Consider the following 15,342-nt stretch of genomic DNA (forward strand, 5'->3'; position numbering starts at 1 on the left):
TTATTGAGATTCCGGCAGCAGTTCTGTCAGCAGCATGTGAAGATGATGGTGCAGCCCCCACCAAAGCCCGGCCACTGAAAAGATGGCGATACCGCCCCAAAACCATAAAGAGCGCCTGCCGAAAAATTGATAAAGACTGTCAGCGTCCGGGCTGAGCAATACCGATGCCGGCGTTGTTTCAAGGGCAGGGATTTTGGTCTCCAGAACGGCTATCAATTGATCTCGCGGCCCTTGCGGCTGGTTACGATAGCGGCCCTGAAACCCCAGCACCAGGATGCGGTGAAAACAGATCAAAACCGTTTCATCGGGCGCGGGCTGGTTCAGTACCGTCCTTATCCGCTCAAATAAACGCTCGCCGGCTTGAAGAGTATTGAAAAAGTGAGCCTGCAGCGGTTTTGCCAGCCATATCTGATGCCCATCGTCAGGGATGTCATTGCCGAAACCGCGGCCTAATACGGTTTCATCCAGCAAAGCGCATTGCGCATAGGTAATATGATCGATGCTCTCGTCGGAATAGTCCGCCAGGAGCAATTGCCGACGGACCTCTTCAACCTGTCCCTGGCACTGCTGATAGAGTTTTTCGCCCTGCTCGGCGGCCGCCCCGTTGCGCAGCTGGATCACCGTCAGGAAGGTTTCGCACAGCAGGTTATCGATGGAAAGCGTTGTTTTCATGCGCGCAGCACCGCAAAAAGTTCGAGTTGTATATCAGGCAACGAGCCCGGCACATAAAGATAACAACAGCCGGCGGCCAGCATGGCTTGAGCCGCGGAATGGCTCAGATCCATGGCAAAGTATTGATTTTCAAGACGCAAAGGTATCGCGGCAGGCACTTGGCTCAGGCAAACCAGGGGGACTCCGTCCAGAGCGGTGTTAACCAGCTCGTGCACATCGTCCGGCGCCCCGATTTTGCACAGCGCGGGAAACTGGCTTTGTAACCTATGGGCGGGCACACTGGAGCGTACCGAGAGATAAAAATCCGCTTCTTCGCGCAGGCGAACATCATTCAGTGGTGCCTTCCAATAGTTGGGGCCGATGCTCTCAAGCGCCAGCGTCAGTACCCGCGAGGGCAGACTGGCCTCCAGTAAGGTTCCGATAAGGCCGAACAGCGGTGGAAAAACCGTCTCCAAGCGTTCATGGTCATAAGGAGGGATCGCATCGATATCCTGGTCAAGGGAAAACGTCAGCAGCGCACCGGCCAGTTTTATCAGTTCGCGATACAGCAGTTCCGGATGAACCGCCGGGTCTCTGAGTAAATCAGCCAGCACCGGCTCGCTGGAATTGAGGGCATTAAGCAGCCAGAACAGCGAAACATCCGCCACGGCGAAATCCGCCATCCTCTGGTTGCTTTCCCGGCGCATCCCCATCAAGCGTCGGCGCTTGGCCTGTAGCTGGCCCATCAGCAGGCCTAACGCGCGGTACATCTCATCACCGGCGCCAAACGATAATAACGGCGGAATGAACTGTCGATCCAATTCCCAGTTGCCGCGCCCGTCACGTAACAGCCGCGCCACCGGGCAGGTCAGATATTCGCCGTTTTTGTCGAAATCAAAACGCAGCGAGAGTTCATAGCGTTCCACCGCGATGGATTCGCTTTCATTGCCTAATACATCCTGTACCTCCGCCCACTCCTGGCGGTAACGGACCGGATGCCCTTTTTCCTCCTCTTGCCGCCGGCAGTTACCGCCGTTGGCGTGTTCCAGCGGCAATGCCAGCAAAACCTCCACCCGGCGAACATCGGCGGGAAGAACCTGGGCAATATCGCATGGGGGAGGCAACGTATCGCAGCGATCGGTGTCGATCAAACTCCCATCGGCCATGCGAACATGGAGATACTCCGCTTTTAGCCGGTTCAGCCGCAGCGCGTCGGTATCGAACCGGGCGGCCAGTACGCCCCAGGGATATCGCACGCTCAGTCGGTCAAGGCAGCTCCGGTGAAAAGCTTCCCAACGCGCCTGCTGCTGAAATTGCTGAGGCGCCAGAAAAGCGCCTTCGATCCAAAGAGGCCGGTAAATTTTCATGGGGGTTGTTGTCCCTCTCAAACCTTGGCCCGCGGCATTTGAGATACCAGTGAAAGATTCACATCCATCCCTTCCACCTGGAAATGGGGCACCGCATAGAGTTTGACGCGAAAGAAACCCGGGTTGTCATCAATATCTTCAACCGTCACCTTTGCGTCGCGCAGAGGATGCGACGCCTGTAAATCGTCCCCCGGATCGGTCATTTCCGTCACCAGGCCGCGGATCCAGTTATTCAGCTCCAGCTCCAACAGGCGGCGATCTTTGGTGGTACCGATATTTTCACGCTGGATAAGCTTCAGGTAATGAGCGATACGCGACAACAGGAAGATATAGGGCAGGCGGGAATTGATGCGGCTGTTGGCCGTAGCGGTCTGACTGTCGTATAACGCCGGTTTCTGCACCGAATTGGCGGAGAAAAAACAGGCATAGTCTCGATTTTTATAATAAGACAACGGGATAAAGCCCAGGTTGGCGAACTCGAACTCCCTGGTTTCCGGGATCATGACTTCCGAGGGGATCTTGACCTGATTGCCCGTGCCGAGATCATAAAGGTGGATAGGCAGGTCGGTCACCGCCCCACCTGCCTGTGGCCCGCGGATTTGCACGCACCAGCCGTTTTTGATAAAGCTTTTCACCATGTTGGCGGCAAAGGCGAAAGATGCATTGGTCCACAGGTAGCGATCGTGATCCGGTCCTTTTACCTGCTCAATGTAGTTGAAGCTACGCACAGGAACGGTATCAGGGCCGTAGGGCAGCCGGCCCAGCACGCGCGGCAAGGTCAGACCGATATAGCGGGCATCGTCGCTGTCGCGGAAAGCCTTCCATTTCAGGTATTCGGCGCGGTCGAAATAATTGCCGATATCTTTAATGGCGGCTACGTCTTCCATGGTCTCTTTACCGAAAAAGGCCGGCCCGACGGAGCCGATAAACGGCATATGGGCGGCGGCGGCCACTTTGGATATGTTACGCAGCAAGGCGATATCCCGCGGACCGCGATCGAACTCGTAGTTTGAAATGGCGGCGGCAATGGGCTCCCCGCCCGGCGTATCATACTCGTGGGTGTAGGTGATGGCGTAGAGACCGCTTTGGGCGATTTCCGGCGCATCGTCAAAATCCTGCACAAGATGATCTTTACTGATATCCAGCAGCTCAATTCGCACGTTATGGCGAAAATCGGTCTGATCAATCAGGGACTTTACTCCGCGCCAGGTGGATTCGAGGCGCTGGAAATCCGGATGATGCATGACCTGGTCCAATTGCCGGCTGATTTGGTTATCCAGCGCGGCGATATGGCTGTCCAAAAGCGTTTTATCCAGCCGCTCCACCCTTTGTCGCGACTGTCCGAGCAAGTCCATAAACACCCGAACCGCCGCCGTTACCCTTTCATCGGTGGAGACATCAGAAAGGGCATCGCTGTTCTGAAACGACTCGATAGCTGTAACGGAGGTTACCGGGGTAAGATTGATTTTCTCAAACAGAGCCGCATAGACACTTTTCGCCCCCTCGGCAGCGTTGTTTTGTACCTCAGTGGTTGCGTGATCACGAACGTTGTTTTCCTGTAACGACATAAATGCAGTTCCTTCTTTTCCGTGACGGATCAATTGACTGGCGGGACCAGGGCGGCCAAATCCATACGCAGTTCTTGGCTTAATGCCTCATCCTTCAGGATGTATTCCAATTCCCGGCGAAAAGCGGCGTTATCCAGCAAATTGGATTTAAGATCCCTCAGCAGGTTGCGCATCGCCAATAGGGCTCGCAGCTGCGGAATCTGGCGCGCCACCTGTTCAGGTTCAAAATCTTTCATATGCCGGAACGAGAGGGCTACCGCCGTCTCGGCATTATCGTCAGCCAGCGCGTCGGGCACGGAAATCGTCAGGTTTGGCTGTAAATCAGCCAGTACGCTGTTGAAATTATTTTTATCAATGGGCAGTTTGCTACGTTCGGACAACGGACGCTGTTCGCGGCCATTGCTATAGTCCCCCATAACCAAGAGCTTTAAGGGCAGTTCAACGTTTTTTCTGGCTCCGCCGGTATGGAGATCCAATTTTATATTGATTCGCGCTTTTGGTACTTCGTGTTGAAAACTGTCAGCCATAAACCAGCCTTTTAAATTTATTGGAAAAGAAATTATCACACATTATTTACTTACCCGGGATGACCACAATTAAAGGAACCATACCGATATTTAAACTTAGAATAATTAAAATAAGACATATGACACCTCATTCATACATATCCATGTAAAACTATGATCGTGCCAGGTCGGAAATAATTTTTCCTTGGGGGAGGAGTACGCAGAGTATATAAAGCTCAGATGAAAAATATCAAGTGATAATAATCCCCCATAATAAACATGGAAACCTGTCTCATCTTGGATGAGAGCGAATAATTGCCGAATTCATATTAATCATCCGTCAGTTGGCGGGTTGATGCGTGAATGAGCATGCTTTTGATTGAGCTATTAATGAGATATCGGCCAGAACGGTTAAACACCTACAATTAATACCCTTGGGTTTCATCAACCAACGGCACTTTATTTTTTATCAATTACACGAAGAGATAATATTTAAAAAAAACATCAACAAATAGTAGATTCAAATAGCCAATCGTTGAGCATTTTCAGTTATGGGGTCAATAATTTCGTAAAACAACCTTCCGCTGCTATGGAAAATAGTACCGTCCATTTTCTGAAATATTATTCCTTTTGGGCAACAAGAATAGAAAGCCTACCATCACTGCCGGCAGAACTTCCGCTCAGAGTATTACTCAGACATTGAGGCAGAAGGCAGCAAAGGAATACGAACTGAAAATCCGGTTTTGTAATCAAAAATGAAGTACGGCACAAGGGGCAATGAATATCCGCGATACCGGGTCGCCTTTGAGTTATTAGGGCATAAAAAATACGGAACGGGTTGTTTTACCGGCAGTACAAGCACAAAGCCCCGATCAATTGATCGGGGCTTTGTCAACCGGAAGCCTTCGTCCCATTGGGCGCAGGCTAATCCAGCGGGGATACTATTTCTTGGCGCCCGGAATACTGAAACGCTTGTTGAAGCGATCAACACGTCCGCCGGTATCAACAACACGTTGTTTACCGGTATAGAACGGATGGCATGCGCCGCAAACGTCCAGGGTCAGGTCGTGGCCCAGCGTGGAATGGGTCTTGATAACATTACCGCAAGAACAGGTTGCAGTAATTGCTACATATTTCGGATGGATATCTTTTTTCATGGAAAACCTCTTCATAAGGCCGCGTCGCTATCCGGTCTGCTTGCGCCGGACACCACGCGAAGGGAGTGTCGTTTCTCTGATATCGGATTATACCAAAGGCCGCGAATCATACAGAATGTCGCGGCCCTTTGCAAACACATCCGTGCATTGGAGTCGACACAGTGTACACTATCAGCGCTATTTTTTCTCCCGGGACTATCCGATGCCTGTTGTTCACGTTGCGTTACCGGTGCCATTGGCACGCACGTTTGATTACCTCTATCCCGACCATGCGCGTCCGGTTATCGGCGGGCGCGTTCGTGTACCCTTTGGACAGCGCAACGCCATCGGCATAGTCACGGGGTTAAGCGAAGGCAGTACACTGCCGCCGGACAAACTCAAGACCATTAACGAAGTGCTTGACGAGCGTTCGCTGTTTCCCGACAGTCTCTGGCGGATTCTCAATTGGGCTATCGGTTATTACCACTACCCTGCGGGAGAGGTCTTGTTCCATGCACTGCCGATTTTACTGCGCCAGGGCAAAGCCGCCGAAATGACGCCGTTATGGCAATGGTTCGCCACCGAGCAGGGGCGGGTCACTGCCCTGGATACCCTGAAGCGGGCGCCAAAGCAGCAGCAGGCGCTGGCGGCCCTATTGTCCGGTCCGCTCTATCGCCATGAGGTGGCGGAACACGCGCTGGCGGAGGGCGCGTTGCAGGCCTTGCGTGCCAAGGGATTAAGCGATCTGCGGGCCGCACGGGCGGACGGCGCCGACTGGCGCCGGGATTTTCGCGTGGAAGGTGAACGGCTGAGGCTGAATACCGAGCAGGCCACCGCGGTAGGGGCTATTCATGGCGATGACCAGCAGTTTGCCGTCTGGTTATTGGCGGGCGTGACCGGTTCGGGTAAAACCGAGGTTTACCTGACCGTACTGGAAAATATCCTGTCGAAAGGCAAACAGGCGCTGATCCTGGTGCCCGAAATCGGTTTGACGCCGCAAACCATCAGCCGCTTTCGCGAACGTTTCCATGCGCCGGTGGACGTGTTGCATTCCGGTTTGAATGACAGCGAGCGCCTCGCGGTCTGGCTCAAGGCCCGCAGCGGCGAAACGGCGATCGTTATCGGTACCCGTTCGGCGTTGTTTACCCCTTTTGCCCGGCTCGGTATCATCGTTATCGACGAAGAGCACGACAGTTCCTATAAACAGCATGAAGGCTGGCGCTACCATGCACGGGATTTGGCGGTATTTCGCGCCCGTGAGGAAAATATTCCCATCATTCTCGGTTCGGCCACGCCGGCCCTGGAATCCCTCTATAACGCCCAGCAAAAGAAATATCGCTATCTTACCCTTGGCAAACGCGCCGGCATTGCCAGGCCGGCCCACGAACAGCTCCAGGATTTGAAAGGCCTGGCGCTGACCAACGGCATGTCGCAACCGCTGTTGCATAAAATGCGGACCCATCTGGATGCCGGCAACCAGGTGATGTTATTTCTCAACCGGCGGGGATTCGCGCCGGCGTTGTTATGCCATGAATGCGGCTGGATTGCAGAATGTCCCCGCTGCGATCACTTTTATACGCTCCACCAGCAGCAGCGGCAGATGCGTTGCCATCATTGCGACAGCCAGCGGCCGATCCCAGACCAATGTCCCCAGTGCGGCTCAACCCAGCTGATACCCGTCGGCCTGGGCACCGAACAGCTTGAGGAGACGCTGGCTTCGCTCTTTCCCTCCACCCCCATTACCCGCATCGATCGCGATACCACCGCCCGCAAAGGCGCTCTGGAATTTCATCTTGCCCAGGTGCATCAGGGAGGAGCCCGAATTCTGATCGGCACGCAGATGCTGGCGAAAGGGCATCATTTTCGCGATGTCACCCTGGTTTCGCTGCTGGATGTGGACGGTGCGCTTTTTTCGGCGGACTTCCGCTCCGCGGAACGCTTCGCCCAGCTGTATACCCAGGTTGCCGGCCGGGCCGGACGGGCGGGTAAACAAGGTGAGGTTTTCCTGCAAACACACCATCCTGATCATCCGCTGTTGCAAGTCCTGCTGCATGACGGCTATATGGCTTTTGCGCAGCAAGCGCTGGCCGAACGGCAGGCCGTATCGTTACCGCCTTTTACCAGCCATATCCTGTTCCGGGCCGAAGATCTCGATAACCGGCAGGCCGCTCAGTTTCTAGAACGCCTGCGCCAGCTCCTTGATGCCAGTCCGTTGCGGGACGATGCGCTGTGGTTGATGGGGCCGATACCGGCGCTCCAGCCCAAACGCGGCGGGCGGTTTCGCTGGCAGCTACTGCTTCAGCACCCTTCCCGTGGACAGTTGCAACGATTGGTGGCCGCCAGCCTGCCCTTGGTAGACACGCTGACCCAGGCGCGAAAAGTCAAATGGTCGTTGGATGTGGATCCCATCGACATTTAACAGCGGTTTTTCATGCCGGATTTTTGTGATTGCCATTCGAATAATATTGAAAGATCCGACACCATCGGCCTTTTAAATACCCCAAGTCCCTCACAATCTGATAGAAAGGACAATATTCATTATTACGTGTTCTTTTAACAGCAACCCGTAACCGGGACGGTGCAACAATGCCCCGGCGACTGTAAATGGGATAGTAGGTTAATTCGTCAGCGTTAACCTGACGCCAGGAGATGAATGTGGAACTTAAAAGGCCTACCGTCGTGGCGACCATGAAGGATGTGGCGGAGAAGGCAGGGGTATCTACAGCCACTGTTTCCAGGGCATTGATGAATCCTGAAAAGGTTTCCGCCCAGACCCGGAAAAGAGTCCAGATTGCAGTACAATCTGTCGGTTACGATCCGCAACCCCTGGCCCGTCAGGTAAGGCGCAACGAAACCCGCAATTTATTGGTTATGGTGCCTGATATTTGCGACCCTTTTTTTTCCGAAATGTTGCGGGGAATTGAAGAAACCGCCGATGAGCAAGGGTATCTGGTCCTGATAGCCGATTGCGCGCACCAACATCCGGATAAAAAAAGCTTTAGCGATTTGATCATCGCCCGGCAAATCGATGGTATGTTGCTGCTGGGTTCCGTTCTGCCGTTCGCCATTGATAAAACTCAGCAGCAGAATTTACCGCCGATGGTCATGGCAAATGAATTTGTCCCCGAGCTTGAGTTGGCCACCGTACATATCGATAATCTTACCGCGGCCTATGAAGCGGCGGATTATCTGTTTAAACTCGGCCACCGGCGGATCGGCTGTATCAGCGGGCCGGCGGACCTGACATTGTGCCAATATCGGGTGCAGGGATTTATCCAGGCGCTGCGCCGCCACGGCATTCCGGCGGGCGAACATATGGTTTACCGGGGCGATATCAGTTTTCAGACCGGCGCGGCGGGGCTTAATGCATTAATATCGCAAACCAATCCGCCAACTGCTATCTTTTGTCACAGTGATATCATTGCGTTCGGCGCTTTGTCGCAGGCAAGGAAAATCGGCTTGAGCGTACCGAATGATTTGTCTCTGATAGGATTTGATGATATTACGCTGGCAAACTATTGCGATCCGCCGTTGACCACCGTGGCGCAGCCGAGTTTTCAGATCGGGCGGGAAGCGACGCTGTTGCTTTTGCAGCAGGTCAGGCAGCATCAGATGACGAATACCTCTTTGCTGCTGGACAGTAAATTGATCGTCCGGGGCAGCACCGCGGCGCCCCGTATAAAAACATGACGGGCTTTAGGAATACAGGCGCTAGTCAAATAATATTGCCTTCAGTAACATGACGGGCTGGTTACTTTCTTAAACTTAGCGAAATAATAGTGGCACAAAGAGACTATGTAAGCCGTGGAAGGACCAATACGCGGCGCAGAAAACCAAACAGTCGAAAAAAGCGCACGTCTTCCGGCATTTCAAAAACCATGATCGCTCTGGCGGTTGCCGTATTGATAACGTTTATCGGCGGTCTCTATTTTATTGCACACAATAAAACGGAAGAGGCGGTAATTTTACCAAGCCACGGCAATCACACCAATAACGGACTGCCGCCGAAACCCGAGGAGCGCTGGCGTTATATCAAAGAGCTTGAAAACCGGCAGATTGGCGTACAGTCCCCTACCGAACCTACCGCCGGCGGAGAAGTGCAATCGCCGGCGCAATTGACCGATGAACAGCGTCAGTTGCTTGAGCAAATGCAGGCGGATATGCGCCAGCAGCCCACTCATCTAAACGAAGTGCCTTATAACGATCAAACGAGGAACGCCGCGGCCAACACCGGCCGGTCCCCGGCGAACCCGTTCACGGCGCAGCCATTGCCGCGCCAGGCGCCTTCCGTCACGCAGACCACGCCCCGCCAGGCGGCGCCCGTTACGGCACAGCCCCGTCAGACGCCTTCCACGACCCTGGTCGCTCCACGCGAGGTTGCGCCCGCCGCCTCGCAGCCGCGCAAGACGCAGTCCGTCGCCGAGCAACCGCGCCAGGCGCCGATTACCGCCATCACCCAGCCTCGTCAGGCCGAGCCGTCGGCGCAGGCTTCACCAGCGCCGAAAGCCGAAGCCAAAACCGACAGCGCGGCGAAGGAAAAGTCCCAGCGCTGGGTAATACAGTGCGGATCCTATAAGGTCATGGATCAGGCCGAATCCGTCCGCGCCCAACTGGCGTTCGGCGGCGTTGAAAGCCGTATCACCACCAGCGGCGGCTGGAACCGCGTGATGTTGGGCCCCTATCCCAACCGCGCCAGCGCCGATAAATCGTTACAAAATCTCCGCGGCTCAGGGGTACCAAATTGTATCCCTATTGCCAGCGGGGGTTGAAAAAAGCCAATCCCGCCCCATTTATAATTTCAAATGCCCCGGATGAATGCCGGGGCTTCATTCTATCTCTACCGGAGAGTTGCTCGTGACAACAATCGTAAGCGTACGCCGCAACGGCCATGTGGTAATTGGTGGCGATGGCCAGGCCACTCTGGGAAATACTGTAATGAAGGGCAATGTAATCAAAGTCCGGCGCTTGCATAATGAACAGGTGCTCGCGGGCTTTGCCGGCGGCACTGCCGATGCCTTCACACTATTTGAATTATTTGAGCGTAAATTGGATCAGCATCAAGGCCATCTTTTGAAGGCCGCCGTGGAGCTGGCCAAGGATTGGCGTACCGATCGGATGCTGCGCAAGCTGGAAGCGCTGCTGGCGGTAGCGGATAAAAAGAATTCCCTTATCATCACCGGCAATGGCGATGTGATTCAGCCGGAAAACGACCTGATTGCCATCGGTTCCGGCGGGCCTTATGCTCAGGCAGCCGCGCGGGCATTGCTTGAAAATACTGAATTGGGCGCACGAGATATCGTCGAGAAAGCGTTGAGTATCGCCGGGGATATCTGTATTTATACCAATCAGTTCCATACTATTGAAGAATTAACGTACGAAGCGCAAGGATCCGAAATATGTCCGAAATGACCCCACGCGAAATCGTCAGCGAACTCGACGGCTATATCATAGGCCAGCATAATGCGAAACGGGCAGTGGCCATCGCATTACGCAATCGCTGGCGCCGCATGCAACTGGACGAAGCATTGCGCCACGAAGTCACGCCGAAAAATATTTTAATGATCGGCCCCACCGGCGTCGGCAAAACGGAAATTGCCCGCCGCCTCGCAAAACTGGCCAATGCGCCTTTTATCAAGGTTGAAGCGACCAAATTCACCGAAGTAGGCTACGTCGGCAAGGAAGTGGATTCCATTATCCGCGATCTCACCGATGCCGCCGTCAAGATGGTGCGTTTGCAATCCATGGATAAGAATCGCCACCGCGCCGAAGAACTGGCGGAAGAGCGGGTGCTTGACGTCCTGATCCCGCCGGCTAAAAACAACTGGGGCCAGCCGGAAGAAACGGCTGAACCTTCGGCTGCCCGGCAGAATTTCCGCAAAAAACTGCGTGAAGGGGAACTGGACGACAAAGAAATAGAAATCAATCTGGCTGCCGCGCCAATGGGTGTCGAAATCATGGCTCCTCCGGGCATGGAAGAGATGACCAATCAGCTGCAATCGATGTTTAAAAATCTGGCCGGACAGAAACAAAAACCGCGCAAGATTAAAATCAAGGAAGCGTTAAAGCTTCTGGTGGAAGAAGAAGCGGCCAAACTGGTAAATCCGGAAGAGCTGAAAGAGACGGCCATTGAAGCCGTCGAGCAGCACGGGATCGTGTTCATCGATGAGATTGATAAAATCTGTAAACGCGGCGAAACCTCCGGCCCGGACGTTTCACGGGAAGGGGTGCAGCGGGATTTGCTGCCGCTGGTGGAAGGCTGCACCGTTTCCACCAAGCACGGCATGGTGAAAACCGATCATATTCTGTTTATCGCCTCCGGCGCGTTCCAGGTCTCCAAACCGTCCGATCTGATTCCGGAATTACAGGGCCGCTTGCCCATCCGGGTTGAGCTGGAAGCCCTGACCACCAATGATTTCGAACGCATCCTGACCGAGCCCAGCGCGTCGCTGACTATTCAGTACAAAGCGCTGATGGCTACCGAAGGGGTGGATATCGAATTCACCAGCGACGGCATCCGCCGCATCGCGGAAGCGGCTTGGCAGGTCAATGAGCGTACCGAAAATATCGGTGCCCGCCGGTTGCATACCGTCCTTGAACGGCTTATGGAAGATATTTCATATGATGCCAGTGAATGGGATGGTAAAACTATTACAATTGATGCAGATTATGTTCGTAGCCATTTGGATGAGCTAATATCTGATGAAGATTTAAGCCGGTTTATCCTCTAAACGCTAAGGGATAAATGACATCCGAAACGGGAGGCTACGGTCTCCTTTTTTTTTACCAGAACCGGGTATTCACACAAAGATCCGTTAACTATGAGCCAAACCGTCACGTTAAGCCCCACCAAAGCCTGGATGGTCAGCCTGCGCCTGCGTACCCTGCCGCTGGCGTTGGCTTCCATTGTTACCGGTTCGGCTATGGCCGGCTGGCAAGGTCATTTCAAACCCGTTATTGCCCTGATGGCGCTGATAACGGCCGCGTTGCTGCAGATTTTATCCAATCTGGCCAATGACTACGGCGACGCGATTAAAGGCAGTGACGAAAAAGGCCGTATCGGGCCGCTGCGCGGGATGCAATTGGGCATTATTACCCGTGAACAAATGAGGGTCGCCCTGATGGCGGCCATTTTCCTGTCGCTATTATCCGGGGCGGTCTTGATCTGGATCGCCTGTGAAAAACCCGCCGATATTCTGGGCTTTCTGGTCTTGGGGGTATTGTCGGTTATCGCCGCCATCACCTATACCATGGGCACCCGCCCTTACGGCTATATGGGCCTTGGCGATTTGTCCGTGCTGATCTTTTTCGGCTGGCTCAGCGTCGGCGGCAGCTATTATCTGCAAACCGGCGCTTTTCACAGCGTGGTGATGTTGCCCGCCACCGCCTGCGGGCTATTAGCCGCGGCGGTATTGAATATCAATAACCTGCGCGATATTGAGAGCGATCGTCTCAACGGCAAAAATACCCTCGCGGTAAGGCTCGGCCCGACGCGGGCACGTTATTATCACGTCGCGCTGCTCACCGGCGCGGTGTTTTGTCTGGCAATTTTTACCCTGCTTGAACTGCATAACCTGGTGGGCTGGCTGTTTGTTTTGACCGTGCCCGCATTATATATGCAAGCACGCTATGTTTTACATGAAACCAGCCCGTCAGGCATCCGTCCGATGCTGGAAAAAACCGTCAAATGTGCATTATTAATCAATATCTTATTCGCAGTCGGCCTGCTGTTTAGCTAAACATGCGTCGTTCATTTTTCTGATGCGTATCAACTTAACAATTGATGATTTTGGCAACTGTCGTAAGAAAGCGATATACTTTGGGCTCCAGCGGCAAACCGACGTAAATCCTATGAAATACGATACCTCAGAACTGTGCGACATTTATCATGAAGACGTGAATGTTGTTGAACCTCTTTTCAGTAATTTTGGCGGGAGGACATCGTTTGGCGGGCAAATCATTACCGTGAAATGCTTCGAGGATAATGGTTTGTTATACGATGTGCTCGAGGAAAACGGGCTTGGCCGGGTGCTGGTTGTGGATGGCGGCGGTTCGGTCCGTCGGGCCCTGATCAATGCCGAGCTGGGTAACCTGGCGATGCAGAATCAATGGGAAGGTATCGTGGTTTATGGCGCGGTGCGCCAGGTGGATGATCTGGAAGAACTGGATCTGGGCATACAAGCCATGGCCGCCACGCCGGCGGGCGCCGCAAGCGAAGGTATCGGTGAAAGCGACATACGGGTCAATTTCGGCGGAGTGACCTTTTTCTCCGGCGATCATCTTTATGCCGACAATACCGGTATCATCCTGTCGGAAGACGCTCTCGACCTGGAATAACCGCTGCGGGTAACCAAAGGGCGGTTCGCCGTCGCCCTTTGGATCAAGGTTGTTACACCTCTTCCATTTTGCTGAGCAATGCGCGTAAACGCTCTTGCCATACACCCTGTTCCTGCTTCAGTTGTTCGTTTTCGTTAATCAACGATTCACGATTGCCGGCCGCTTGTTGGATTTCCTGCGTCAGGCTGTTGTTTTTCTCTTTTAATTCTTCAATTTCCATTTGTAAAAGCGTGATGGTATCAATTGCTTGCTGTACCTTCGCTTCCAACTTCTCAAATACTTCAAAAGCCATTTCAGCCCCCTTAAGCCTGCAAGGTGTCATCGTAAATTTGCGTTATACCCGTCATACTTCAAGCTGCAGGGATGTTGGCTTTCCTGCAACTCCAATTATTTAGGATATACACTTCTTATGTGCAACCAATGAAAATATCCGCACCATGCGCCGTGCACCATGGCCGGCGTGTGTAAAAATAACGTTGGTGCTGAAAGTCCGAAGAACGGATTTTATGTAGGCCCGTCCCCGCTGTCCAGCCGCGATCGTTCAAAAGATCGAATGCGTCCGACATTGTACGCTATACCACCCCAACGCCGCTGAAAGATTTACCTCCCTTTACTAAAATTTCCCCGTATTTTTAACATTAATATTTGAACTCCGGGTAGTCAAAATCAGCCTGTATTGGTGCTTTTCTAACACCTATTACGCGTATTCGCTCATTTTTATGACGTGACGCACACATTTTGATTTCGATATTTCTCGTTTTCGCTCATTAACGATAAATTTACAAGATGCCTACATTTGCTTCTAGGTTAAAACATTTCCGGTACGCAGAGGCCGCCCTTTGCTAAGACCTCAACTTAACGCCAGCAGGAAAAGTCTATGAGCCAATTAAAAACGCCTACGCTAACAGGCCAGTGCATCGCAGAATTTCTTGGAACAGCTCTGTTAATCTTCTTCGGCGTCGGCTGTGTCGCCGCGCTGAAGCTGGCGGGAGCCAGCTTAGGACAATGGGAAATCAGCATCATCTGGGGGCTCGGCGTCGCCATGGCGGTGTATCTCACCGCCGCGGTGTCCGGCGCCCACCTCAGTCCGGCGGTCTCCATCGCCTTGTGGTTATTCGGCAATTTTGAACGCCGTAAACTGCTGCCCTACATTATCTCGCAAATGCTCGGCGCCTTTATCGGCGCGGCGGTGGTCTATTTCCTTTATTACAACCTGTTTTTTGATTTCGAACAGGCCCACCATATGGTGCGGGGAAGCGTGGAAAGCCTGCAGCTCGCCGGCATTTTTTCCACCTATCCCAATGCGCACATCACCGTGATACAGGCATTCTTTGTGGAAACGGTTATCGCCGCCATTCTGCTGTGCCTGATCCTGGCGCTGACCGATGACGGCAACGGCATCCCCCGCGGCCCGCTGGCGCCGCTGCTCATCGGCCTGCTCATTGCGGTGATTGGCGCATCCATGGGACCGCTGACCGGCTTCGCCCTCAACCCGGCCCGTGATTTCGGACCCAAGGTATTTGCCTATCTGGCCGGCTGGGGCAAAGTGGCCTTTACCGGCGGACGCGATATTCCCTATTTCCTGGTTCCGCTGATTGCGCCGGTGGTGGGCGCCTGCCTTGGGGCGTTCGGCTACCGTGCGCTTATCGGCCCCTATCTGCCTTCCGCCGTAAACGAAGATGGCCTGGAAGAGACGCACCGCGCCGCCAGCGAGCATAAAGCATAATGACCGCCATGATCCGCGATGGAAATGGCAAGCCTTATACGCCATTAGAACGAC

At 53.6% G+C, this 15,342-nt stretch carries 14 protein-coding genes; 8 read left to right on the plus strand and 6 right to left on the minus strand.

Going from position 1 to position 15,342, the window contains the following annotated elements:
• The 5 genes from tssL to rpmE all read right to left on the minus strand — a co-directional run bounded on the left by tssL (position 1) and on the right by rpmE (position 5,249).
• Positions 1–672: a type VI secretion system protein TssL, short form gene (gene tssL / locus ACL2XO_RS00215; protein WP_413741962.1), complete on the minus strand. Its 672-nt coding sequence runs from the start codon at positions 670–672 to the stop codon at positions 1–3.
• Positions 669–2,018, minus strand: coding sequence for a type VI secretion system baseplate subunit TssK (gene tssK / locus ACL2XO_RS00220; RefSeq protein WP_413741963.1), 1,350 nt, complete (start codon positions 2,016–2,018; stop codon positions 669–671). The genes tssL and tssK overlap by 4 nt, the downstream gene beginning before the upstream one ends.
• A gap of 17 nt (positions 2,019–2,035) precedes the next feature.
• Positions 2,036–3,586, minus strand: coding sequence for a type VI secretion system contractile sheath large subunit (tssC, locus tag ACL2XO_RS00225; RefSeq protein ID WP_203524096.1), 1,551 nt, complete (start codon positions 3,584–3,586; stop codon positions 2,036–2,038).
• Between the two features lie 29 nt (positions 3,587–3,615).
• A complete protein-coding gene (gene tssB, locus ACL2XO_RS00230; RefSeq protein WP_413726059.1) occupies positions 3,616–4,113 on the minus strand; it encodes a type VI secretion system contractile sheath small subunit in 498 nt (165 codons plus the stop codon).
• A gap of 920 nt (positions 4,114–5,033) precedes the next feature.
• A complete protein-coding gene (rpmE, locus tag ACL2XO_RS00235) occupies positions 5,034–5,249 on the minus strand; it encodes a 50S ribosomal protein L31 (protein WP_132924342.1) in 216 nt (71 codons plus the stop codon).
• A gap of 202 nt (positions 5,250–5,451) precedes the next feature.
• Here rpmE and priA point away from each other — a divergent pair, with 202 nt between their 5' ends.
• The 7 genes from priA (at position 5,452) to rraA (ending at position 13,562) form a co-directional block, all read left to right on the plus strand.
• Complete coding sequence (priA, locus tag ACL2XO_RS00240) at positions 5,452–7,647, plus strand: primosomal protein N' (protein ID WP_132924340.1); 2,196 nt, start codon at positions 5,452–5,454, stop codon at positions 7,645–7,647.
• 236 nt (positions 7,648–7,883) lie between these two features.
• Entirely contained in the window at positions 7,884–8,918 is a 1,035-nt protein-coding gene (gene cytR, locus ACL2XO_RS00245) for a DNA-binding transcriptional regulator CytR (RefSeq protein WP_413741964.1), read from the plus strand.
• An 89-nt stretch (positions 8,919–9,007) separates the two neighbouring features.
• Positions 9,008–9,997 carry a cell division protein FtsN gene (gene ftsN, locus ACL2XO_RS00250; protein ID WP_132924337.1) on the plus strand — a complete coding sequence of 330 codons (990 nt, stop codon included), beginning with the start codon at positions 9,008–9,010 and terminating at the stop codon, positions 9,995–9,997.
• A gap of 85 nt (positions 9,998–10,082) precedes the next feature.
• The gene (gene hslV / locus ACL2XO_RS00255) at positions 10,083–10,637 is read left to right on the plus strand and encodes an ATP-dependent protease subunit HslV (protein WP_132924335.1); all 555 of its coding nucleotides are present in this window, start codon (positions 10,083–10,085) and stop codon (positions 10,635–10,637) included.
• Positions 10,625–11,956, plus strand: coding sequence for an HslU--HslV peptidase ATPase subunit (hslU, locus tag ACL2XO_RS00260; protein WP_132924333.1), 1,332 nt, complete (start codon positions 10,625–10,627; stop codon positions 11,954–11,956). Before hslV ends, hslU begins: the two co-directional genes overlap by 13 nt.
• A gap of 90 nt (positions 11,957–12,046) precedes the next feature.
• Positions 12,047–12,964 (plus strand): 1,4-dihydroxy-2-naphthoate polyprenyltransferase, encoded by a 918-nt coding sequence (locus tag ACL2XO_RS00265; protein WP_132924331.1) that lies wholly within the window; start codon positions 12,047–12,049, stop codon positions 12,962–12,964.
• Between the two features lie 112 nt (positions 12,965–13,076).
• Complete coding sequence (gene rraA, locus ACL2XO_RS00270; RefSeq protein ID WP_132924329.1) at positions 13,077–13,562, plus strand: ribonuclease E activity regulator RraA; 486 nt, start codon at positions 13,077–13,079, stop codon at positions 13,560–13,562.
• Between the two features lie 52 nt (positions 13,563–13,614).
• Here the strand turns inward: rraA and zapB are convergent, their stop codons facing one another.
• On the minus strand, positions 13,615–13,854 hold the full coding sequence (zapB, locus tag ACL2XO_RS00275; protein ID WP_132924327.1) for a cell division protein ZapB: 240 nt from the start codon (positions 13,852–13,854) through the stop codon (positions 13,615–13,617).
• A gap of 585 nt (positions 13,855–14,439) precedes the next feature.
• On the opposite strand from zapB, the gene ACL2XO_RS00280 reads away from it, so the two are divergent.
• Positions 14,440–15,288 carry an MIP/aquaporin family protein gene (locus ACL2XO_RS00280; protein WP_132924326.1) on the plus strand — a complete coding sequence of 283 codons (849 nt, stop codon included), beginning with the start codon at positions 14,440–14,442 and terminating at the stop codon, positions 15,286–15,288.
• The last annotated feature ends 54 nt before the right edge of the window (positions 15,289–15,342 follow it).

Origin of the sequence: Sodalis sp. RH15 (genome assembly GCF_047324255.1) — a bacterium.
In the GTDB taxonomy this organism is placed as follows: Bacteria; Pseudomonadota; Gammaproteobacteria; order Enterobacterales; family Enterobacteriaceae; genus Acerihabitans; species Acerihabitans ligni.